The organism is Micromonospora sp. C97, from assembly GCF_018070385.1.
GTDB lineage: Bacteria > Actinomycetota > Actinomycetes > Mycobacteriales > Micromonosporaceae > Micromonospora > Micromonospora parva.
Genome location: NZ_JAGPXU010000001.1, coordinates 192168 through 214032 on the forward strand (window position 1 = coordinate 192168; position 21865 = coordinate 214032).

At 71.0% G+C, this 21865-nt stretch carries 19 protein-coding genes and 1 pseudogene; 7 read left to right on the forward strand and 13 right to left on the reverse strand.

Going from position 1 to position 21865, the window contains the following annotated elements; translation table 11 throughout:
- Positions 1-219 precede the first annotated feature (219 nt).
- Entirely contained in the window at positions 220-615 is a 396-nt protein-coding gene (locus tag KBX26_RS00805) for a hypothetical protein (RefSeq protein WP_307857721.1), read from the forward strand.
- Positions 616-667: 52 nt separating this feature from the next.
- On the opposite strand, the pseudogene KBX26_RS00810 reads toward KBX26_RS00805, so the two are convergent.
- Positions 668-1045, reverse strand: a pseudogene (locus KBX26_RS00810) (IS630 family transposase); the annotation flags it as partial.
- A gap of 190 nt (positions 1046-1235) precedes the next feature.
- On the opposite strand from KBX26_RS00810, the gene KBX26_RS00815 reads away from it, so the two are divergent.
- Both KBX26_RS00815 and KBX26_RS00820 read left to right on the forward strand, forming a co-directional pair.
- Positions 1236-2486: an HNH endonuclease signature motif containing protein gene (locus tag KBX26_RS00815; RefSeq protein WP_210864429.1), complete on the forward strand. Its 1251-nt coding sequence runs from the start codon at positions 1236-1238 to the stop codon at positions 2484-2486.
- A 431-nt stretch (positions 2487-2917) separates the two neighbouring features.
- Positions 2918-4876, forward strand: a complete 1959-nt coding sequence (locus KBX26_RS00820; protein WP_247680068.1) for an ABC transporter ATP-binding protein — start codon at positions 2918-2920, stop codon at positions 4874-4876.
- Positions 4877-5101: 225 nt separating this feature from the next.
- On the opposite strand, the gene KBX26_RS00825 is transcribed toward KBX26_RS00820, so the two are convergent.
- Together KBX26_RS00825 and KBX26_RS00830 are read right to left on the reverse strand one after the other, a co-directional pair.
- Positions 5102-5635, reverse strand: coding sequence for a PepSY domain-containing protein (locus KBX26_RS00825; RefSeq protein ID WP_210864430.1), 534 nt, complete (start codon positions 5633-5635; stop codon positions 5102-5104).
- A gap of 139 nt (positions 5636-5774) precedes the next feature.
- A complete protein-coding gene (locus KBX26_RS00830; protein ID WP_210859312.1) occupies positions 5775-6257 on the reverse strand; it encodes a GNAT family N-acetyltransferase in 483 nt (160 codons plus the stop codon).
- A gap of 69 nt (positions 6258-6326) precedes the next feature.
- Here KBX26_RS00830 and KBX26_RS00835 point away from each other — a divergent pair, with 69 nt between their 5' ends.
- Positions 6327-7208 (forward strand): LysR substrate-binding domain-containing protein, encoded by an 882-nt coding sequence (locus KBX26_RS00835; RefSeq protein ID WP_030330435.1) that lies wholly within the window; start codon positions 6327-6329, stop codon positions 7206-7208.
- Positions 7209-7267: 59 nt separating this feature from the next.
- Here KBX26_RS00835 and KBX26_RS00840 read toward each other — a convergent pair whose 3' ends face one another.
- Genes KBX26_RS00840 through KBX26_RS00850 form a run of 3 tightly spaced genes read right to left on the reverse strand, consistent with a single transcriptional unit; the run spans position 7268 to position 9832 of the window.
- Complete coding sequence (locus KBX26_RS00840) at positions 7268-7822, reverse strand: DUF5872 domain-containing protein (protein WP_210864431.1); 555 nt, start codon at positions 7820-7822, stop codon at positions 7268-7270.
- A gap of 28 nt (positions 7823-7850) precedes the next feature.
- On the reverse strand, positions 7851-9140 hold the full coding sequence (locus tag KBX26_RS00845) for a HAMP domain-containing sensor histidine kinase (protein ID WP_210864432.1): 1290 nt from the start codon (positions 9138-9140) through the stop codon (positions 7851-7853).
- Positions 9137-9832 (reverse strand): response regulator transcription factor, encoded by a 696-nt coding sequence (locus tag KBX26_RS00850; RefSeq protein ID WP_030330438.1) that lies wholly within the window; start codon positions 9830-9832, stop codon positions 9137-9139. The genes KBX26_RS00845 and KBX26_RS00850 overlap by 4 nt, the downstream gene beginning before the upstream one ends.
- A 102-nt stretch (positions 9833-9934) precedes the next feature.
- On the opposite strand from KBX26_RS00850, the gene KBX26_RS00855 reads away from it, so the two are divergent.
- Positions 9935-10399: a septum formation initiator gene (locus tag KBX26_RS00855; protein ID WP_210864433.1), complete on the forward strand. Its 465-nt coding sequence runs from the start codon at positions 9935-9937 to the stop codon at positions 10397-10399.
- Between the two features lie 36 nt (positions 10400-10435).
- Here the strand turns inward: KBX26_RS00855 and KBX26_RS00860 are convergent, their stop codons facing one another.
- Positions 10436-10882: a MarR family winged helix-turn-helix transcriptional regulator gene (locus KBX26_RS00860; protein ID WP_209444520.1), complete on the reverse strand. Its 447-nt coding sequence runs from the start codon at positions 10880-10882 to the stop codon at positions 10436-10438.
- A 55-nt stretch (positions 10883-10937) separates the two neighbouring features.
- On the opposite strand from KBX26_RS00860, the gene KBX26_RS00865 reads away from it, so the two are divergent.
- Positions 10938-11294 (forward strand): hypothetical protein, encoded by a 357-nt coding sequence (locus KBX26_RS00865; RefSeq protein WP_030330441.1) that lies wholly within the window; start codon positions 10938-10940, stop codon positions 11292-11294.
- Positions 11295-11307: 13 nt separating this feature from the next.
- On the opposite strand, the gene KBX26_RS00870 is transcribed toward KBX26_RS00865, so the two are convergent.
- The 3 genes from KBX26_RS00870 to KBX26_RS00880 form a co-directional block, all read right to left on the reverse strand.
- A complete protein-coding gene (locus KBX26_RS00870) occupies positions 11308-12384 on the reverse strand; it encodes a hypothetical protein (RefSeq protein ID WP_210864434.1) in 1077 nt (358 codons plus the stop codon).
- The gene (locus tag KBX26_RS00875; protein ID WP_210864435.1) at positions 12381-12728 is read right to left on the reverse strand and encodes a PadR family transcriptional regulator; all 348 of its coding nucleotides are present in this window, start codon (positions 12726-12728) and stop codon (positions 12381-12383) included. The genes KBX26_RS00870 and KBX26_RS00875 overlap by 4 nt, the downstream gene beginning before the upstream one ends.
- Positions 12729-12814: 86 nt before the next feature.
- Positions 12815-16762: a ThuA domain-containing protein gene (locus tag KBX26_RS00880; protein ID WP_210864436.1), complete on the reverse strand. Its 3948-nt coding sequence runs from the start codon at positions 16760-16762 to the stop codon at positions 12815-12817.
- 366 nt (positions 16763-17128) lie between these two features.
- On the opposite strand from KBX26_RS00880, the gene KBX26_RS00885 reads away from it, so the two are divergent.
- Positions 17129-17419, forward strand: coding sequence for a DUF1540 domain-containing protein (locus KBX26_RS00885; RefSeq protein ID WP_030330445.1), 291 nt, complete (start codon positions 17129-17131; stop codon positions 17417-17419).
- Between the two features lie 37 nt (positions 17420-17456).
- Here KBX26_RS00885 and KBX26_RS00890 read toward each other — a convergent pair whose 3' ends face one another.
- The 3 genes from KBX26_RS00890 to KBX26_RS00900 all read right to left on the reverse strand — a co-directional run bounded on the left by KBX26_RS00890 (position 17457) and on the right by KBX26_RS00900 (position 21767).
- The gene (locus tag KBX26_RS00890; RefSeq protein WP_030330446.1) at positions 17457-18917 is read right to left on the reverse strand and encodes a GTPase; all 1461 of its coding nucleotides are present in this window, start codon (positions 18915-18917) and stop codon (positions 17457-17459) included.
- Complete coding sequence (locus KBX26_RS00895; protein ID WP_210860917.1) at positions 18914-20767, reverse strand: dynamin family protein; 1854 nt, start codon at positions 20765-20767, stop codon at positions 18914-18916. Before KBX26_RS00895 ends, KBX26_RS00890 begins: the two co-directional genes overlap by 4 nt.
- Before the next feature lie 115 nt (positions 20768-20882).
- Positions 20883-21767, reverse strand: a complete 885-nt coding sequence (locus KBX26_RS00900) for an IniB N-terminal domain-containing protein (protein WP_030330448.1) — start codon at positions 21765-21767, stop codon at positions 20883-20885.
- Positions 21768-21865 lie beyond the last annotated feature (98 nt).

Genomic DNA, 21865 nt, shown 5'->3' on the forward strand with positions numbered 1-21865 from the left:
AGGTTGTTTCACAGTGCGACAACCAGCTCGAACGGAGCCGTCCCTGGGCGGGACCGTGGCCACCTGAGTCGTTGATCGTGCCTGCGCACAGTTCAGCGCCATGGTCGGACGTCCGTGGAACCGCATTAGCATCGATGCGGCGCGGGCGGTGCACTGCCCGACCGGAACGGAGGGCCAGTGGGCGCGGCGAGACCGGCATCGCTTCGGCGGTGGGCCGGAGTGCCCCGGTGGATTCGGGTCGTCGTGATCGTCACCGTCTGCGTCCTCGGGTACGGCGGGATCGTCCACCTAGGAGACCTGCTTGGCGTCCGGCCGGGTGGTCCCAGCCCGTCCACCCCCACCTGGCTGATGCTGTACTTCACCTCGCTGACCGTGTTCGATCCGCTCGCGGCGCTGTTGCTAGCGCTGCGCCGGATCGAAGGACTGCTGCTCGGCTGTGCCGTGTTCGTCAGCGACGCGGCAGCGAACGGGTACGCCAACTACGTGCTGGACACCATGCCGGGGATCACGCCCGGCCGGATCGGGCAAGCGGTGATCACGGCGCTCGCGGTCGCCCTGATCGCGGCGACGCCCGCGGTCGCGCCCTGGCTGCACCGGCCGCGCCGTGCCAGCTAGTGCGCTATCCATGAACGTCATCGGCTCTGATCGGTCAAGCGGCCGTGCGGGACGCCGCGCGGACCGACTTGAGCGCGGACAGGGTGTGATCTGCGCCTTCGCGGCGGCGGTTCACACCCCACAGCTGGTCGTCGGCGAAGCGGTAGCAGCCGTGGAAGTAGCGGATCCCACACGTGCGTTTGTAGGTCGCGGGCAGCCGGTCCGGATCCGACCGTGGCGCCCACGAGCCGCCGTGGTGCGCGCGGATCGACAGTGGCCCGAACTGATCGAACGCGAAGCAGCGCTGCGGGAACCGGGTGGTCGCTTCCTCGATCCGGTCCAGCTTCGCATCGAAGTCCGGATCCTTCGACTCTTCCCACGTCCGGGTGCGCCGCCAGCTGACCTGGTTGTCACGCAGCAGCTGCCGCAGCCCTTCGCGGCCGACAACCACCAGCCGGTCATGGACAGCCCACTAGCGGCTGTCTCTCACAGCGGATCATTATCGGCCAGGCGAGCTGTGTGCGGCAGTGGTCGGCCGGTCCGACGACCTCGCTGCGGCGCTCATGCACTCCCATAGACCGCCGCCCAGTCAATCGATCATGATGACTGAAAGTGTCGTACGTACGTTCTAGTCTCGGGTCATGGTCGAGGAGTTGGCGCAGGCAGACGGCGCGGTCGCCGCGTGTGTCGACGCCGCCGCCTGGGCCCTTTCCGAGCAGGACCTGATCGCCGCGCTCGACGCCGCGCACCGCATCGAGCAGCGTCTCGCCGCGGTGAAGCTGACCCTGATCCGTGAGCTCGACGGCCGACGCACCGCCGCCGCCCACGGCGCCTCCTCCACCACGGTGTGGCTCCGCGAACGCCTGCACCTCACCATCACCGCCGCCCGCCGCCTCGTCGACCTCGCCAGCACCCTCGACACCGCCCACCCCGGCATCCGACAAGCACTCGCCGACGGGCAGATCACTGTCGACCAAGCCCAAGTCATCACCGACACCGCCACCACCGTGCACACCGCCGCCGGTCCCGAGGCCGCCGACAAAGCCGTCAGCCTGCTCACCGACTGGGCCGGTCAGTTCGACCCCACCCACCTGCGCAAACTCAGCACCCGCATCCTCGACCACGTCGCCCCCGACCTCGCCGACGCCGCAGCCGAAGCCGCCCTCGACGCCGAAGCCCGCCGCACCACCCGCGACCGCCACCTCACCCTCTCCACCCTCACCGACGGCCGCCTGCGACTCACCGGCATCCTCGACACCGAGACCGCCGGGCTACTCCGTGCCGCCATCGACCCCCTCAGCGCGCCCTCGGGCCCTGACGACGAGCGCTCTCCCGGGCAACGCCGGCACGACGCCCTCAGCGACGTGTGCCGCCTCGCCCTGCGCACCGGCGAGCTGCCCGAAAACGGCGGTGATCCGGCCCAGGTCGTCGTCACCACCAGCTACGACGGGTTGACCGGGCAACTGGGCGGCGGAACCCTCGACACCGGCCTGCACCTCACCCCCGAGGCCGTGCGCCGCCTCGCCTGCGACGCCACCATCCTCCCCGCCGTCCTCAACGGCGCCGGCCAACCACTCGACCTCGGCCGACAACGCCGCCTCATCACCGGCACCCTCCGACGCGCCCTCGTCCTGCGCGACCGCGGCTGCGCCTTCCCCGGCTGCGACCGACCACCGCGCTGGTGCGACGCCCACCACATCCACCACTGGGCCAACGGCGGCACCACCAATCTCGACAACGCCGTCCTGCTCTGCGGCCACCACCACCGACACCTACACCACAGCGACTGGACCGTACGACTGGCAGGCGACGGACACCCCGAATTCACCCCACCCGCCTGGCTCGACCCCGAACAACTCCCCCGCCGCAACCACTACCACCGACGAACATAAGAGCAGCCAACCGAGAACGATCACCGCCTGCCAGGTCGACACGCCAGAAGCGAGCGGAAAGACCGAACCGCCGAGCGACACCCGCCCGTACGCCTGCCGACCGGGTCGAACAGAGCGCTGCCGGTGGTGACTCACGAGGGGCGGAAAGACCGAAGCGCCGAGCGACACCCGCCCGTACGCCTATCGACCGGGCCGAACAGAGCGCTGCCGGTGGTGACTCACGAAGGCTTGCCGTGCCGGTACGCGACCGGCTCGCGGGCGGACCTCCATGCACCAGTCCTCCACGAACGCTACGCGAGGGCGTGGCGGTTGGACGCGGTGCCGGAGGTCATCGACGGCACCGATGCGTACCTGACATGACGGCCACTGTCGGTAATCCAGTTGACCTCAAGCTTGGGTGAGGTCCTAGCCTCCGGTATCGGAGGTAATGCATGAGCATGGAAGTTACCGCGTGGATGTCTCTGCACCACGCGATGAACGCGCAGGATGAGCGACCGCTGTCCCGCGCGACCTTGAAACGGATCGCGCAGTTCGCGCGGCCACACCGCGCTCTGATCATCAGGTTCCTGCTGCTGAGTGTGGTGACGGCGGTTCTCACCGTGGCGGCGCCGGTTCTCGCGGGTCGGGTGGTCGACGCGATCGTCGACGGCGCCGAGAGTGGCGTCGTGATCCGGTTGGCGGTACTGATCGCGGTGATCGCCCTCGCCGAGGCCGGGCTGGGTCTGGTGACGCGGTTCCTCTCCGCCAGCATCGGTGAGGGGTTGATCGTCCAACTGCGGACGGCTGTCTTCGACCACGTGCAGCGCATGCCGGTGGCGTTCTTCACGCGGACCCGTACGGGTGCGCTGGTCAGCCGCCTGAACAACGACGTGATCGGTGCGCAGCGGGCCTTCAGCGACACCCTGTCGAGTGTGGTCGGCAACGCGGTCACGCTGATGCTGACGTTGGGCGTGATGCTCACCTTCTCCTGGCAGATCACGTTGCTGGCGCTGGTCCTGCTGCCCATCTTCGTTCTCCCGGCCCGCCGGATGGGTTCGCGGCTCGCCCGCTTGCAGCGGGAGGCCGCCGAGCACAACGCGGCGATGAGCACCCGGATGACGGAACGCTTCTCCGCACCCGGGGCCACGCTGGTCAAGCTGTACGGGCGGCCGGCCGAGGAGTCCGCGGAGTTCGCGGCGCGGGCACGTCGGGTCCGGGACATCGGCATCCGCGCCGCGATGCTGCAGTGGGTCTTCATCACCGCCCTCACCGTCGTCGGCTCGCTGGCGCTGGCCCTGGTCTACGGGTTGGGCGGTCTGTACGCGTTACGGGGCAGCCTCGACGCCGGAACGGTGGTCGCCCTCGCGCTGCTGCTGTCCCGCCTGTACGCCCCGCTGACCTCGCTGGCCAGTGCCCGCGTCGAGGTGATGAGCGCGCTGGTGAGCTTCGAGCGGGTGTTCGAGGTGCTCGACCTCAAGCCGCTGATCCTTGACAGGCCCCATGCCCAACCCCTCCCGGAAGGGCCGGTCGCTGTCGAGTTCGACGACGTCCGGTTCGGCTACCCCGCAGCGGACAAGGTGTCGCTCGCGTCCCTGGAGGACGTGGCGAAGCTGGACACGCGCGGCGGTGAGGAGGTGCTGCACGGGGTGTCGTTCCGCGCCGAAGCGGGGCAGATGGTGGCGCTCGTCGGCTCCTCCGGGGCGGGCAAGTCGACGATCGCGCAACTCGTGCCCCGCCTGTACGACGTCGAGGACGGTGCGGTGAAGCTCGCCGACGTCGACGTACGCGAACTGTCGGCCGAGTCGATCCGGACGGCACTGGGCGTGGTGACCCAGGACGGGCACCTCTTCCACGAGAGCATCCGCGCCAACCTGGCGTTCGCCCGGCCGGACGCGACCGAGGACGAGATGTGGGAGGTGCTCCGGCGCGCCCGACTCGACGACCTGATCCGCTCCCTTCCCGACGGGCTGGACACCGTTGTCGGCGAGCGCGGATACCGGCTGTCCGGCGGGGAACGGCAACGGCTCACCATCGCGCGACTGCTGCTGGCCCGTCCGCGCGTGGTCATCCTCGACGAAGCCACCGCGCACCTCGACTCCACCTCGGAGGCGGCGGTTCAGGAAGCCCTCGCCGAGGCCCTGACCGGCCGGACCAGCGTGGTCATCGCGCACCGGCTCTCCACCATCCGGGCAGCCGATCAGATCCTCGTCGTGGAAGCCGGGCGCATCGTCGAACGCGGGCGACACAGTGACCTGCTCGCGGCCGGCGGTCGCTACCACGAGTTGTATCGCACCCAGTTCGCGGACCAAACGACGGCCCCGGAGGACCCGCCGGCCTCGCAGCACCCCCCGGCCCAGGAAACGCCGGCCCTGGAGCAACCGACGGTCCAGGAGCAGCGTGTCGGGCTCTGACGGCCCTCGCCCACCTGAAACAGCCGCGGCAGCCCGCCCCTCAAGGACGGCCTGAAACAGCCGCGGCGGTCCGCCCTTCAAGGACGGCCTGAAACTGCCGCGACAGCCGGCCATCCGTCAAGGACAGGCCGGAACGCCTGGGTCGCGAGGCGCCGGGTGAATCGGCAGCGCCGCCCGACCCGGAAGGCACTCCGGGTCGGGCGGCGCTGCCGATCAATAGTCGTCTCAGTCGTTGTCGTTGTCGTCGTCGTTGTCGTCGTCAGCCTCGTCGGCGTCGTCGTCGTTGTCGTCGTCGGCGTCGTCGTCGACCGGCTCCTGCTCGGCCTTGACCACCGACCCGTTGTCCCGGTCGACGTCTACCTCGTGCTCGATGTCGCCCGCGACGATCTCGACGCTCCACACCGGCCGGCCGTTCTCCTGCTCGGCTTCGACCTCGACGATCTGGCCGCCACCGGCCTTGGCGAGCGCGATCTCACCGGCACGCGTCTCGTCGACCGCGCTGCCCGCCGGCGCGCTACCGGTCGACGGCGTACCGGCCGACGGCGTACCGGATGGGGTACCGGACGACGGCGTGCCGCTCGACGGCGTACCCGATGGGGCCGACGGCGTGTCGGTGGCCGGCGGCGCGACGGTTGCCGCGGCGAGCGCCGTGCCGCCGGTCCGCGAGTCGTTCGCGGCGGTGACGCCGAGCGCGACCCCGGCCACCGCCAGCACCGCCGACCCGCCGACCGACGCCAGAAGCAGATTGGTGCGCTTCATCGTGGTGTCCACCTTTCCTCGGTTGTCGACTCCGAGGATCGGTCAGGTTGGGATAGCACCGCGCTGTCCGGACGCTAAGGCCGGGTTAAGCCGAGGATCCCGCACCGCCCTCTCGGGACTGCGCGTCGGCTTCGAGCGGTCAGAGCGCCATCCGCATGAAAACGTCGGCGCGGGCGTACGGCGGCAGCGGGATCTGTTCCGGATCGACGTGCTGGAAGCCGACACTTTCGTAGAGGTGCACGGCGTTCGCAAGCTTGGTGTTGCTGCCCAGGAACAGGGTGGCCGCGCCGAGCTGGCGGGCGCGCGCGATCGCCAGCTCGATGAGCTGACGGCCGATGCCCCGGCCGCGGGCCGCCGGGGCCACCGCCATCTTCGACAGTTCGAAGACCTCCGCCGAGCTGCGGATCAGTGCGACACAGCCGACGATCTCCCGGCCGTCCCGGACGATCAGCACGTCACCACCCGGGTCGACGATGGCCGAGAACGGGTCGTCGAGCGTCTTGCGGTCAGACTCCTCAAGGGCGGCGAAGAAGTGGGAGATCCATTCTTCGTTCAACGTCCGGAAGGCCGCGGCCTCCTCGGCGGTCGTCATGGACGTGACGGTCAGCGTGCTCGGATTCATGGTTCGATTCTCTGAGCCCGCTATCCGAACGTCCAATATCTTGTTCCGAACAATCTATATCCTTGGCATATGGATCCTGAACTGCGCCATCTGCGGTACTTCGTCGCGGTCGCCGAGGAGCTGCACTTCGGTCGGGCCGCGGCACGGCTGCGGATGGCCCAACCGCCGCTGTCGCAGCAGATCCGCCAGCTGGAGGCGATGATCGGTACGCCGCTGTTCGCTCGTACCTCCCGGTCGGTGACGCTGACGCCGGCGGGTGAGGCGTACCTGATCCGGTGCCGGCGGGTGCTGGCCGCCGTCGCCGACGATGTGCACGAGGCGGGCCGCATCGGCCGTGGCGAGCAGGGACGCTTCGACATCGGCTTCGTCAGTTCGGCGATCCAGCTCGGACTGGCCGGGCCGATCCGTCGGTTCCGGGAACACCATCCGGCCGTTCACCTGCGTCTGCACGAGGCGTTCACGGCGCAGATCGTCGACCGGCTGTTGACCGGCGAGATCGATGTCGGCGTGGTCCGGGACGCGGACGACCACGACGACCTGGTCGGCACCACATTCGCCACCGAGACCTTCGTCGCCGTCCTGCCGGCCGACCACCCGCGCGCGAAAGACCCCAGCATCGACGCCGCGCTGCTGCGCGACGATCTGTTCGTCTTCTTCCCCCGGGTGGCCGGCGAGCGGGCCTACCAGCGCAACCTTCGACCGTGCCTGGACGCCGGCTACACACCGCGCGTCGTCCAGGTCGCCAGCAGTTGGAACACTCTGGCGCACCTGGTCGCAGCCGGCCTCGGGGTCACGATCGCGCCGGCGAGCATCTCCGCAGTGGTGCCCCCGCCGGTGGCGGTACTGCCGTTGACCGGCACCGGGGCCACCACGGAGATGCGGATCCTGCGCCGCCGGGATGACGACCGGATCACCTCGACGAGCTTCGGGGCCGTAGGGCAGGTGCCCTGACCTCGACGGCACAAGAGCAGCGTCGACGGCACGGCAGGGGCGGATCCGCCCGTACCCGGCTACCCTCGCCGGTTGAGCTCCGCCTCCAGTCGCTGGACGAGCGTCTTGCGGTCCTTGCTGGCGCGCTCGTTGCGCAGCGCGGTCTTCAGCTGTCGCGTGTCGAGGCCCCGGACCAGCTTGGTCGCTTCCGCGACCGACATCTCCGACATCCGGCCGGCCGTCGTGGCGTCCCGACGGGCGCGTTTGGCCGGCCCGGTGTTGGCGACGTACTGCCTGCCGGATCGGGACGCCTCGCGCTTCTTCGTGTCGGTCGCGCGCCGCTGGCTCTCCGACATCTCCTCCCAGGCCTTCTTGGGCAGGTAGCGACTCGTCGTGCCGTCCTTGCGCGCCCGGGTGCCGCCCTCCTTCGTCTGCCATTTCTCGTTGCCCCAGCGCTGGAGCGACTTCTGCCGCTCGTCCTTTTCGCCCAGGAATCCGCCGCCGCGCTTCTTGTACTCCTGAGTGACCAGCTGTGACTTGCGCGCCGACCACTGCCCCGACCGGCCGCCCTTGTCGGAGGCCTTGACCTCTTCTTTGATCTGCTCCCGGAGCTCGGGTTTCGTGTACCGCGCCATGACTGGCAGCTACCCGGCACCGCACCGGCTATGCGTCCCGCGGCGACGCCGGAGGCCCGAGCCGGAGCAGCACCTGGGCGCCGCCCGTCGGTCCGGTGCGCACCTCCAGCCGACCGCCGGCGGCCTGCGCGGCACGCCGGGCGATGTCCAGGCCGAGGCCGGTGGACCCGGCGGCGCTCGCGCCCCGCCGGATCGCCCCGGCGGGCATGCCTGGGCCCTCGTCGGCGACAGTGAGCACCACCTCGCCCGCCTCGCGCGCGAGCCGGACGGCGAACGGCGTGCCGTCGGGGGTGTGCGCGAAGACGTTGCCGAGCAGGGCGTCCACGGCCGCCGTCAGGTTGTCGGCGGCCACACCGACGGGAAGCGGGCCGGGGGTCAGGTCGAGGGTGACGGCCCGGCCGGTGTCCTCGGCCAGCACCGACCAGAACGCGACCCGGTCGGCGACGATCGCCGCCGCGTCCGAGGCGGCCGGCTGCGCCGCCGGGTTGTGCCGCCACCGGGCCTGCCGGATCAGCCCGGTCACCGCGCGTTCGAGCCCGTCGGCGGCGGCGGTGATCCGGGCGGCGTCGTCCGGGTCACGCAACGACTCCGCCTCCAGGCGCAACGCCGTCAGCGGCGTCCGCAGCTGGTGCGACAGGTCGGCGACCTGTTCGCGTTCCTGCACCAGGAGTACCTGGATCCGGCTGGCGAGATGGTTGAGCGCGCCGGCCACCTCGCGCAGTTCGGGGGGACCGGCCGGCGTGACCCGGGCGTCCAACTCGGCGTTGGCGAGCCGGTGGGAGACGGCCGAGAGGTCGCTGATCGGCCGGACCAGGGTACGCGCCAGCCGGTCGGCGACCGCCAACCCGATCAGCACGAGGATCACGCCGAGCAGCGCCAGCACCAACCAGGCCCGGGTCACTCCGGCGGTCAGCTCGTGCTGCGGTACCGCGATCCGGATCACCCCGGTGCCGTCCGCCCGCCCCTGCACGGCGATGACCACCTCCCGGCCGGCCGCCGACTCCCCGGTGAGGCTCTGTCCGCGCGCGGCGAGGGCCACCGCCGGGGTACGCGGTGTCTGGGCGCCGAGCACCGTGCCGTCGGGCAGGAAGACGCTCACCGGTCGCCCGGACTCGGCGGCGAGCTGCTCGACGGTGAGCCGGATGGTCGCCGCGTCGGCGGTGCCGACCACCGGCACCAGGCTCTGCGCGTCGGCGGTGGCCCGAACGGTGGCCCGGTCCTCGGCGACGGTGCGGACCAGCAGCGCCAACGGCACCAGGAACGCGATGAGGGTGAGGACGCTGACGGCGGCGACCAGCAGCGCGAGGCGGGCCCTCACGGTTGTGCCGCCGGGGCTTCCAGACGCACCCCGACACCCCGCACAGTGTGCAGGTAGCGAGGCTGCTGGGCGTTCTCCCCCAACTTGCGACGCAACCAGGACAGGTGCACGTCGACGGTCTTGTCGGCGCCGCCGTACGGGATCTGCCAGACCTCGGTGAGCAGTTCGCGTTTGGTGACCACCTGGCCGGGTCGGCCGGCGAGGTGGTGCAACAGGTCGAACTCGCGGGGCGTCAGCTCGACAGCGGTCCCGTCCAGTGTGACCTGCCGGGCGCGGGGGTCGACGCGGAGCCCGCCGACGACCAGCGTCGGGTCCTGCCCGTCGGCGCCGGAGGGGCCCCGGCGCAGCACCGCGCGGGCGCGGGCGTCGAGCTGCGCCGCGGTGAACGGCTTGACCACGTAGTCGTCGGCGCCGGCGTCGAGCACCCGGACGATCTCGGCCTCGTCGTCGCGGGCGGTGGCCACGATGACCGGCACCGAGCTGACCGCGCGCAGCATCCGCAGCAACTCGCGGCCGTCCAGGTCGGGCAGGCCCAGGTCGAGGACGACGAGGTCGGGTCGGTCCTCCAGCGCGTCGCGGAGCCCGGCCATCGCGGTCGAGGCCGCGGCCACCGCGTGGCCGCGTTCGCGCAGGGCCCGGATCAGCGGGGTACGGATCGTCAGGTCGTCCTCGATGAGCAACAGGCGGGCCACAGCTGGCAGGCTAACCGCTGTCAGTGGCAGCGAGGCGCACGTTAACCGTGCCTTAGCGTTCGGATGTGCCAACCACAAGGCCGGATCGGGGATAGTCAGGCAATGGGCCGTCGTTCGATCCTCATCGCCACCGGGTGGGTGGCCACCGCCGCCGTGGCCACAGTGATCGGGTTGGGCGCGATCCGGTTGGTGGGTGAGAGCATCACCGGCACCCCGGGTGGGGTGCGCAGCGCGGCGGAGATCGAACGGGCGCTCGCCTCACCAGAGCCGGCGCCCACCGGCGCGACGGGCAGCGCCTCGGCCGCGCCAGGCACGACAGGCCCCACGCCCAGCGCCAACTCCGGGGCCCGTCGGGGGTTCGCCACCGACGGGGGCACGGCCGTGGCCGAGTGCGGCCCCGGCGGCGTACGCCTCGTCTCCTGGGCGCCCGCTCAGGGTTACCGGGTCCGCGACGTGGACCGGGGCCCGGACGACGACGTCGAGGTCACGTTCCAGGGGGCGGCCCGGGAGTACGAGTTGAAGGTGCGCTGCATCGGCTCGGAACCGGTGGCTGTCGCCGACGACTGACGACCGGCGAGCAGTCATGGTGCGGGCGCGGCGGGCTCACCGGCGTTGCAGGGCGTCCACCAACCGTCGGAGGGTCGCGCGGGCGTCCTCGAGATCACTGAGGCTGAGGCCGGCCCGGTCCACGGCGTCCCGGCGGTCAGCGTCCGAGCGTTCCAGTAGGCCGGTGAGCGTGGCCCGGCCCGCTTCCGTGAGTGTCACGAGTGGCGCTCGGCGGTGATCCGGGTTGTCGTGCAACTCCACCATTGCGGCACGGGCCAGGTCGTCGACCACCCGCTGCACGCTCTGTCGGGCCAGGCCAAGTCTGCGCGCCGCGCTGGCGACGGTGCGGGAGCCGTCGGAGAGCACGCTCATCACATGCCATCGCGCGGCAGTTTGCCCCTCTGCTCGGGCGAGCTGCTCGCTTGAGCGCCGAGACTCGCCCGCCAGTTCGTACACGTCCGCCATCAGCAGCCGGTACGCGTCGACCCGTTCCCGATCCGTCACGGACGGCATGGTACCAAACATTGACAGCCTACTACCCAAATGACAGCATGATGTCATGATTCTTCGACTGTGGAGCGGATGGACCGAGCCCGCTCACGCCGACGCCTACGAGCGGTTGCTGACACAGGACATCGCGCCCGCGATCCTCGCCCGGGGCGTGGACGGGCTTCGGGAGCTTCGGGTTCTGCGTCGCTCGCCGCAGGAGCTGGACCCCGCCACGGGCAGCGAGTTCCTCACCGCCATGACATTTTCCGACTTCGCCGCGGTGTCAGCCTTCACCGGTGGCGATCCGTCAACGTCCGTCGTCCCGCCAGCCGCCCGCGACCTGCTCGGGCGCTTCGATCGGCGATCCCGGCACTATCTGAGTCGTGCGGTCTTCCGCGACGGCGCCGGGAGCACCACGCTCGGATGAGCTGTCCGTCGCCTCACTGACCCGTTGGCTGCTCGCGGTCGGCGTCTCGGCCGAGGGCGACCATGCGCAGGGTCTCCTCTCGGCGACGCACGAGCAGCACCCCGGCCAGGAAGGTCACCGGCCCGACCAGCACCAGCATCGCCCACTGCGCCGGCACCAGGGGGATGGCATGTCCCATGTGCATGGTCGAGGTGACCCAACCGGCGAGGGTGCTGTCGATCACCAGGGCGAGGGCCGCCACCGGCAGGAGCATGACGACGATCCGCCGGCGCACCCCCGGGCTGAGCGTGGCCACCGCGACCACCATGGCCAACGCGGCGAGCGCCAGGCCCGCGACGTAGAGCCAGAGCACCAGCTCACTGCTCGACTCGAGGTCGTAGAAGACCTGGTAGGACACCCCGCCGACGACGCTGAACGCGGGACTGGTCACCCGGTTCGTCACCAACAGGGCGACCACCGCGACTGGCGCGAGCAGCAGCGCCAGCAGTCGGCGCACGCCCAGCACCGCGATCGCCCGGCGACGCGGCACCGGGACGGTGAGCGCTGCGGCAGCCACCACGGCGAGGGCGAACTGCGGCAGCGTGTCCACCACGTACGTCGGGTTGTCAGCCGTCTGCGGGGCGACGAGCGCGCCCCAGCCGACCACGCCGGCCCAGGCCAGACCGGCGGCGACCCAGCGCCACCCGATCAGCACCGCCGCGCAGACGCCCGCCCAGCCAGCGACGCGCAGCCAGTCGACGAGATCCGGGCGTGCCGACCCGAACCCGGGCGGCAGGCTCCGGGTGAGGGCGAGCTGGTCGAGCAGCGCCTTTCCGGCGACGGCCAGCAGCACGACCCCGACCAGCAGGCCGGTCACCGTCGCCGCGTCCGCCCAGCTCGGCTCGGTGAACCCCCGTGCGCCCACCCGCAGCCGCGCCCGCAACCCTGCCCCGACCAGATTCCGCACGTCGACGGCGGCGGGTCGCCGCTGGCCCGGCCGCGCACCGGCGAGGAGCACGGCCAGCATCTCGTCCTCGTACACCCGGCGGTGTTCCCATGGGTAGACGGCCAGCAGCCGCCGGTAGCGGCGCTCCAGATCGTCGCCGCTCACGCCGCACCCCCGTCGGCGAGCAGGCCACCACGGCGCAGCCGCACCCGGGCGGCGTCCGCGTTGTGTCGCAGCCGGGCCGCCTCTTCGGTGAGCCGCCGCGCGCCCAGCGCGGTGAGGCGGTAGTAGCGGCGCAGTCGTGACTGGACCACCTCTTCGCGCTCGACCTCGATGAGACCGTCGGCGCGGAGCCGGTCGAGGACGGCGTAGAGGGTGCCGGCGCGCAGCCGCACCCGGCCGTCGGAGATGCGCAGCACATCCTCGATGACGGCGTACCCGTGCAGGGGCGCCTCCGCCAGCGCGGTGAGCACCAGGAACGTCGGTTCCCGAAGTGGAGCCTCAGCCATGCCAGGGAGCATATACAGGTTGCCGGTATATACGGAAGCACGCGGCCGGCACGGATCACCGTGCCGGCCACGTCACCGATGGTGGTTCAGCTGGTGTACGCCTCCACCTCCCAGAGCGAGTGGCCGTATCCGGTGCCCCGGGCGGTGCCGTAGATCCGCAGGTAGCGGCCGTTGGCACCGAGACCCGCGTGCTCGTCCACCCCGCCGTCGGCCCCGGTCACCGTCTTCACAGTGGTCCAGGTGGTGCCGTCGTTCGAGGTCTGGATCTGGTACGCGCTGCTGTACGCCGCCTCCCAGCTCAGCTTGACCCGGCCGATCGCGGTGGCGCTGCCGAGGTCCACCCGGATCCACTGCGGGTCGGAGAACGTGCTCGACCAGCGGGTGCTGAGGCTGCCGTCGACGGCCTGGGCGCCGGAGACGTCGGCCCCCTCGTTGCTGGACGTCGTCGTCGGCTTGTTGCGCAGCAGGTTGCCCCCGGTCGGGCTGCCGGTGCCGCCGTACACCTCGAACTCGAACAGCGAGTAGCCCCAGGCGGTGCCTCTCGTGGTGCCGAGAAGCCGGATGTACCGGCCGGACCCGCTGAGCCCGGTCAGGTCGTCCACCCCGCCGTCGCCACCGGTCACCGTACGGATCGTGGTGAAGGTGACACCGTCCGGCGAGGTCTGGATCTGGTATCCGCTGCCGTACGCCGCCTCCCAGGTCAGCTTGACCCGGTTGATGGCGTACGTGGCACCGAGGTCCACGTCGATCCACTGCGGGTCGCCGAAGGCGCTGCCCCACCGGGTGCCGGCCACGCCGTCGAACGCGTTGCCCGCGACGAACGCGCCCTCGAAGCTGGACGCTCGCGCCGGCTTGCCCCGGGCCAGGTTGGTGCCCGGCTCAGGGTCCGGATCCGGGTCGGGGTCCGGGTCCGGCCCGGGACCGCCGGGGCTGGTGGACAGGGTGAACTCGTCGATGTCGAAGTACGGGCCGGTGCCCTTGAAGACCAGGAACAGGGTCCGGGTGCCGGTCACGGCAGTGATCCCACCGGTGACAGTGGCGAAGGTGGCGTACCCGCCGGTGGGTGTGACGGTGGCCGAACCGACCAGCGGGCCGGTGGGCGAGTCGACCCGCAACTCCAACGTGCCGCCACCGCCGGCCGGTGCGCCGACCCGGGCGCTGAACGACTGGACGCCGGTCAGGTTGTACGGGCGGAACGAGATCCAGTCGTTGTTGTCGACGTAGCCGACCGCCGCCCCGCCGTGCCCGGCCGCCCCGGCGACGATCTGGACGCCGGACGAGTCACCGAAGTGTTCCGCCTGGCGGACCCGGGGTTGCAGCACCGCCTGGGTGTGCGTGGTCAGCGCCGGCTGGCCGCCCCCGCCCAGGTCGGTGTATTCGGCGTCGATGATGCCGAAGATGTTCGCCGCCGTGTCGTGCTCGCCGTCGGCCGAGGTCTGGATGACCCCGGTGCAGCCCTGCACACTGCCCAGTTGGTGGCCGTGCGAGTCGTGGCCGAGCACGTAGTTCACCTTCACCCGGGCGCAGTTGACCGCGCCGTCCTGGGCGTCGGTGACGGTGACGGAGAACGGCACCGCGTCGCCGAAGGTGAAGGTCTGCCCGTTCAACGGGGTGTTCACGGTGACCACCGGGGCGCTGTTGCCGACCGTGACGACCACGCTCGCGGTGGCCGTCTTGCCGGTGGTGTCCCGGACCGTCAGCGTCGGGCTGCGGGTCCCGTTGGTGGTGTACGTGAAGCTCGGGTTCGCGGCGGTCGAGTCGGTGGTGCCGTTGTTGTCGAAGTCCCAGGCGTAGGTGAACGGGTCGCCGTCCGGGTCGAGGGTGCCGGCCGAGGAGAACGCCACCGTCAGCGGCGCGGTGCCGCTGGTCGGGGTCGCGGACACCTTCGCGACGGGCGCTCTGCCCTCACGGGCGTACTCGATGCGGTAGAGCGCCGAGTTGGCGTCGCCGTTGAACCAGCCGGTGCCGTAGTCGAGCACGTAGAGCGCGCCGTCCGGGCCGAACTCCATGTCCATGACCTGCGTGCCGGTCCACGGGAACGGATTGATCTTCAGCGGTTGGCCGGACGCGTCGAGCTTGATGTTCTTGATCCAGCGCCGGCCGAACTCACCGGCGAAGTAGGTCCCGTCGTAGTACTGCGGGAACGCCACGGGCGAGGTGTTGTTCGGGTCGTACCGGTAGACCGGCCCGCCCATCGGCGACAGGCCACCGCCGGTGAACTCCGGCGGCGACCCGGAGCCGCCGTACGGCAGCCAGGCCGGGATGGCCGGCGGCAGCTGGGTGATGCCGGTGTTGTTGGGTGAGTTGTTCACCGGCCCGCCGGCGCAGTCGAACTTCGGCCCGGACGGCCCGGACGGGAAGGTGTAGTCGTTGTAGGCGTCGTTGCGGGCGGTGCAGTACGGCCAGCCGTAGAAGCCGGGTCGGTCGATGCGGGCGAACTCGACGTTGCCGGCCGGTCCCCGGTTGGGGTCGGCGGTGCCCGCGTCGGGGCCGTAGTCACCGAGGTAGACGATCCCGGTGGCCTTGTCCACGCTCATCCGGAACGGGTTGCGGAAGCCCATCGCGTAGATCTCCGGGCGGGTCCGCGCGGTGCCCGGGGCGAACATGTTGCCGGCCGGGATGGTGTACCCGCCGGCCGCGCTCGGCTTGATCCGGAGGACCTTGCCACGCAGGTCGTTGCTGTTGGCCGAGGTGCGCTGCGCGTCGAAGGCCGGGTTGCGCCCAGCCCGCTCGTCGATCGGGGTGAAGCCGGCCGAGTCGAACGGGTTGGTGTCGTCTCCAGTGGACAGGTAGAGGTTGCCGGCCGCGTCGAAGTCCATGTCACCGCCGACGTGGCAGCACATCCCCCGGCTGGTCGGCACGTTGAGGATCAGCGTCTCGCTGGCCAGGTTGATGGTGTTGTCGGCGTTCACGGTGAACCGGGCCAACCGGTTGACGCCGTCCCAGGCGGCGAACTGGGCCGGGGTGCCCTCGGCGGGCGCGCCGCCGCCGGGGGTGCTCAGTGGTGGCGCGAAGTAGGCGTACACCCAGCGGTTGGTGGCGAAGTTGGGGTCGGCCTTGATGCCCTGCAGGCCCTCCTCGTCCCCGGTGTAGACCGGCAGGGTGGCGGCGATCTTGGTGTTGCCGGCGGCGTCGGTGTGCCGGATCACGCCGTTGCGGCTGGTGTGCAGCACGCCCCGGTCCGGTAGGACGGTGAGACTCATCGGCTCACCGGTCTCGGCCGCCCCCTTGGCCAGCTCCACCTGCTGGAAGCTGCTGGTGACGGTGGGGCCGCAGTCGGCGTCGACAGCGCCGGCGGCGGTCCGGATGCCGCCGAGCAGGTGCTGACGGAAGGCCGCCTCGGTGTACGACGCGTCGGTGTGCCCCAGGCCGGTGTACCAGGCCCGACCGCCGGAGTAGTTCTGGCACCAGGAGATCGGGTGGTCGGCGCCCATGCTCCCGCCCGAGTAGGTGCTCTCGTCCAGGGTGGCCAGCACGTGCACGTTGCCCCGGGGGTTGGTGCGGTAGTTGTACAGCTCGTCGAACCGGCTCCACCGCTGCGGCAGCGTGGCGGTCGACGGGTGCACCTGGTCGGCGACCTTCACGGTGACGGTCTGCTCGGCCGGGTGCGAGGCGAAGTACGCCCCGACCAGCCCCCCGTACCACTGCCAGTCGTACTCGGTGTCGGCGGCGGAGTGCACGCCCACGTACCCGCCGCCGCCGGTGATGTATCGCTCGAACGCGGCCTGCTGGGCGGCGTTGAGCACGTCGCCGGTGGTGGACAGCCAGATCACCGCGGCGAACCGGTCCAGGTTGGCGTCGGTGAACTGACCGGCGTCCTCGGTGGCCTCGACGGTGAAGCCGTTGGCGGCGCCGAGTTGCTGGATCGCCGCGATGCCGGGGGTGATGGATCCGTGCCGGAAGCCGGCGGTCTTGCTGAAGACCAGCACGGTGAAGGGCGCGGCGCTGGCCGTGGGTGGCGCGGCGACGATGCCGCCCGCCACGAGGATCGCGCTCAGCGCGAGGCCGAGCCACGATCTCAGGGATCTGCGCACGGTGGGGTCCTTTCGCGGTGCGGGGACGGCGTGCGCCGATCACGCCTGGCGGTGGTGGGACGAGACATGCGAATGCATCGTTGCGTCCGGATCACTGGCGCGTCAAGCACTTCAGCAGCATCCGTGAGAGCGTTATCTCCGCAGGTCAGCCGCGACCGTACGGAGTGAGATCGAATAACGGTTTTCCGGCCGCGAACCGCGCCCCGGCTCGTCGGCGACGGTCGCGATGGAGGCCGCAACAGCGCTGTGGTCACGCGGTTTAGGCAAGGCTCGCCTATCCAGAACATCCCGAAAAGGGACAGCTGACAGGGAGTTGTCATGTCGAGGCCGGGTATGGGGATGACCACCGACGAAAGGGACACCGCCATGACCGACATGCTGGAGATGCCGCGGGTACACGAGTGCACGGTCACCGACTGCGGTTACAACCACGACGGCTGCCACGCGTTCGCCATCACCATCGGGCAGCAGAACGCCAGTTGCGCCACCTTCATCGACACCTCGGCCAAGGGTGGGCTGGACCGCGTCATCGCCCAGGTCGGCGCCTGCAAGCGGGCCGACTGCCAGCACAACGCCGAGCTGGAGTGCCACGCACCGTCCATCCGGGTGGGTCCGGGCCAGGACATCGCGGACTGTCAGACGTACCAACCGCGCTGAGACGACCACCACCGCGGGCGGGGGCGGCCGGCGAGACTCAGCGGCCGCCCGCCACCAGCTCGGCGATCATCCCCTCGCAACTGCGGACGACGACCTGAGCCCCGCGCCGTTGCGCCAGCGGGAGCAGCGGATCCTCCGCGCGGTCCCGCCATCGCCACTGTGCCTCCGAAGCGACCTCCCAGAGCCGGCGCACATCGGCCTCATGCTCGACACCGAGCCGGGCCGCGAGGCCCACCCCGTCCCCGCCGACCAGCCGCTGCGCCTCGGCGGCCAGCTCCGCGTCGAACCCCAGCCGGGTGTTGCGCAGCGCCACCAGCAGGCGCAGCTCCCGGAACTCGTGCGCACCGGCGAGGATCTGCTCCACCGCGCCGACCAGCTCGGCGGATCCCCGGGTGGGCTCGGACCGCAGCAGCGCCTCCACCGCGGCCAGCGCGGACCGGGCCTTCAGCGCGTCGCGGCGATCGATGAAACACCGGGTCACCGACTCGCGCAGCTCGGTCAGACCACTACGCCGAATCAGTTCGGCGGACAGCTTGACCCGGCTGTCGAACCCGCTGCGCACCAACGTGGCCGCCAGCCGGACCCCGAAGACCCCGAACCGACCCAGCAGCGCGGCGCGCACCTCGGTGTCCAGCCGTACCGGCAGCTCGCCGTGGAGAAAGCGGTCGGCGGAGATGAGGTGGACGTCCAACTCCGCCCGGGGCACCTGGGCCACTGTCGCGAGCGCGGCGAAGTCCGACTCACCGAGCATCCGGCCCGCCAGGCCGATCATCGCGCTGCATGCCACGACGTTGACGCTGAGCGCGTTGACCCTCGGGTCACGGTGGTGCCGCCGGGCCAGCTGCCGGGCCGTGAGCAGGCCGTCGATGCGGCCCCCGCCGGTCTCGTCGGCCCGGGACAACACCATGATCACATTGACCGGGGCGGACTGACCGACAGCACTGTCGCGTGCGGACTCCAGCACCCGCAGATCGCTGTCGCGACAGTCGCGGGTCAGGTACAACACCGCGTCCGAATCCCGCAGCACCCGCTCCAACACCGGCGACCGGTCCTGCTCGGCGCCGCTGCTGACCGCCGGGGTGTCGATCAGCGTGATCTGTCGCAGCGCCCGCGTCGGCCACCGCACCACGATGTCCCGGACCTCGCCCGTACCCCAGCCCAGATCCACCCGCAGCCCGGTCGCCGACTTCACCACCGCCAACTCCTGCGGTGGCTGCCCGACCGGGTACGCGATCGCCCGCGGCGCTTCGCCGTCCTCGTACCAGGTGAAGGCGCCGTCCGCCCGCTCGACCGGCGCGACCTCCTCGCCCATCAACGCGTTCAGCACCGTCGACTTGCCCGATCGCCACGGGCCGACGACGGCGATCCGCAGCGGTTGCTCCAACCGGGCCACCTGATGCCGAAGCTCCGCCACGGCCCGGGGATTGTCCTGGTACAGCTCGATGGCCTGGTGCAGCAACCCCCACGCCGCCTCGTCCAGGCGCACCCCCACCGTCATGCCTGCGGCTCCAGCAGCAGCGGGGCCGAGCGGGCGCCGGTCAACTGCTGGGCCTGCTCGTAGAGCGCGGCCAACCGGGTCATCTTCAGCCGGATCTCGCGTTGCCGCTGCTCGCGCACTGAGGCATCGGTGTCGGCCTCCTGCTTCGCGCTGCGGAACGACTGCACGATGGCCTCCTGGAGTTCCTCGGTCAGCCCCGTGAAGTGATCCCGCAACATCCGCTGCACCTGCCGCGCGGCGTCACGGCAGTCCCGGACGATCCGGACGAAGAAGTCGTCGACATGCCGCTGGATGGCCGTCTTGACGGTGGCCTGCCGCCGACGCAGCAACTGCTTGCTCTCGTCGCGGATGCTCTTGCCACCGAAGAGCGCCCCGATGCCGACCGAGACCGGGTTGATCATCGGCATCCCGGCCAGGGTGGTCGCCAGCCCGAACATCAGCATGCCGCCGTACGAGCCCTTCATGCCGGTGAACAGCTTCTGGCCGGTGGTGAACCGGTCGATCATCGGCCGTTGCAGCTCGGGCAGTCGCTCGCCCATGTCCTCCGGCATCGTCATCGACCAGGGCGGCAGCACGTCGTAGCCGTACCTGTCGAAGTTGGCGGCCACCCGCCGGGCGATCCAGTCGCAGCGCTGGATCAGCCACTCGTGGTTCGCCTCCGCCGCCTCCACCAGACTTCGCTCCAGCCACTCCTGGAACGTGTCCCAGGCGACCAACGGGTCCGCGGTGTCGAACGCCTCGTCCACCGCGCGCAGGATCTGACGGGTCCGGTCGCGCAGGTCGTACTCGAGGTCGGCGAGCAGGTCGGTGATCTCGTCGGTCAGTGTGTTCTGCCACCGGGTGGAGCACCGGCGCAGTTCGTCGACCTCGCGCTGCGCCGCGTGCAGCCGGGCGATCGGCCCGGACTGCTCCTCTTCCTCCTGGGTCGCCAACTCGGCGCGCAGCGGCGCGGCCAACTGTTCCACCACCGTGCGGGCCACCGTCTGCACCGCCGCTCGGGCCAGGTGGTCGGCCTTGCCGGCCCGGTCGCGTTGCAGGCGGGCGATCAGCGCCGGGAAACCGGACTCGGCGTTGAGCGCGTGGTCCTCGGCCGCGGCGGCGCGAAGTCGCAGCGCCGCGGACACCGGGATCAGCGTTGCCGGCACCCCCGCCTCGGCCAGGTGCTGCCGGTTGCGCTCAGCGACCGTACGCCAGTCCGCCACCAGGTCGGTCTTGCTCTGCACCACCACCACGTTCGGATGGGACCGCATGATGTGCAGCAGCATGTTCAGCTCGGCGACGGACAACTCCCGGGTCGAGTCGGACACCAGCAGCACGGTGTCCGCGCGGTTGAACGCGGCGACCGGGGCGGCGGCGCCGAGACCGGCGACCTCGTCGGTGCCGGGAGTGTCCACCAGCACCACCCCGGCCCCGAGCAGGGCTCGCGGCAGCCCGATCTCGACGTACGCCGGGCCGCCGCCGGGCCGACGCCCGACCAGGCCGGCCACGCTCGCCGCGACCTGGTTGAGCGCCACCGGGGTCCGCTCGATGGTGACCGTGGCGGCGCCGGTGGCCTGGCCCGGGGTCGGTGGCGGCGCCTGGGCCACCGCCGCGGCGGGGGCCTCGGCGTGCCGCACCACTGTCGGCAGGACGGTGGTACGGCCGTCGCCGACCGGGCAGGCCGGAGCGTTGATGATCGCGTTGATCAGCTGACTCTTACCCTGGTTCGGCTCGCCGATGACCAGGACACGCAGTGTCGGATCCAGCAGTTGCGCACGCTTCTGCCGCACCGTCTGGAGCAGGTCACCGCGACCGTGTGCAGTGCACGTGCGGGCGATCTCGTCCAGCACGTCCAACCAGATCCCGGCCATCACCGCACCAAGTGTGCGGATTTCGGCTCAATTATCAAGAGGGACCGGATGTGGAACCGGAAGGGGCCGGATCGCCCGAGACGATCCGGCCCCTCGCTCCGCCCGGAGATCCGGGTCAGAGCAGACCGCCGGTGATACCCAGCAGCCCGTGATCGGACGAGGCGTGCGAGTCGCCGCCGAGCACACCATCGGTGACCCCACCGGTCACGTCACCGACCGTGTCGGTGACACCGGGGAGGAGGCTGTCCACCTGGTGCGTCACGCCGCCCACCGTCGACGGCACGTCAAGCGGCGGGACCCCGCCGACGACACCGTCGCCGTGCCCGAGGCCCAGCCCGTTGAGGGTGTCGTCGACACCCAGCGAGCTGACGACCCCGCCGAGCTGACCGTGGGTGCCGGAGAGGGCACCACCGGTCAGGTCGCCGCCGATCAGGTTCGAGTCGGTGACGTCGAGCAGACCGGTCGGGTCACCGACGGTGCTGGTGACGTCCCCGAGCACCGGGTCCGCGATGGCGTCCACCGGCTGCACCACGTCCGCGTCGAGCGTGTGCGCCACGTCGGAGACACCCGCCAGGTCGGTGTCCAGGCCGGACGGACCGACGCCCAGACCGATGCCGGGCAGCACGGTGACCCCGGCGGCGGCGGTCGACGGGTCGACAGCGATGGCGCCGAGCACGCCGGCCTTGACGTCCACGCCACTGGGCGAGCTGGTGACGCTGATCTGCTGCGCCACGCTCTGCAACTGACCCACCACGTCGGTGGTGTCGGTGAGCAGCGGGTCCAGCCCGAGCTGCCCCACCGGCGAAGCCAGCGGCGCGAGGCCCGCCCCCGGCGCGTAGTCGACGACCAGCGGTACGACGTCCTGCACGTCAGCAGCGGTGATGTCGGTGAGCCCGGCGCCCCGCAACGCACCCTCCGGGTCGAGGTCGAAGGCCGACCGCGCGTCCGGGTTCGTCAGTAGGTCGAGCACGAAGTCGTGGAGCGTCTGCTGCGAGTCCATGTGCCGGTTCTCCTCGGATCTGGCGTTGGGCGGGGTGTCGTACGTCGACAGTGACGACGCTATTGCCGGGGGTGGCCCCCGGGCATCGGGGCTCAGCC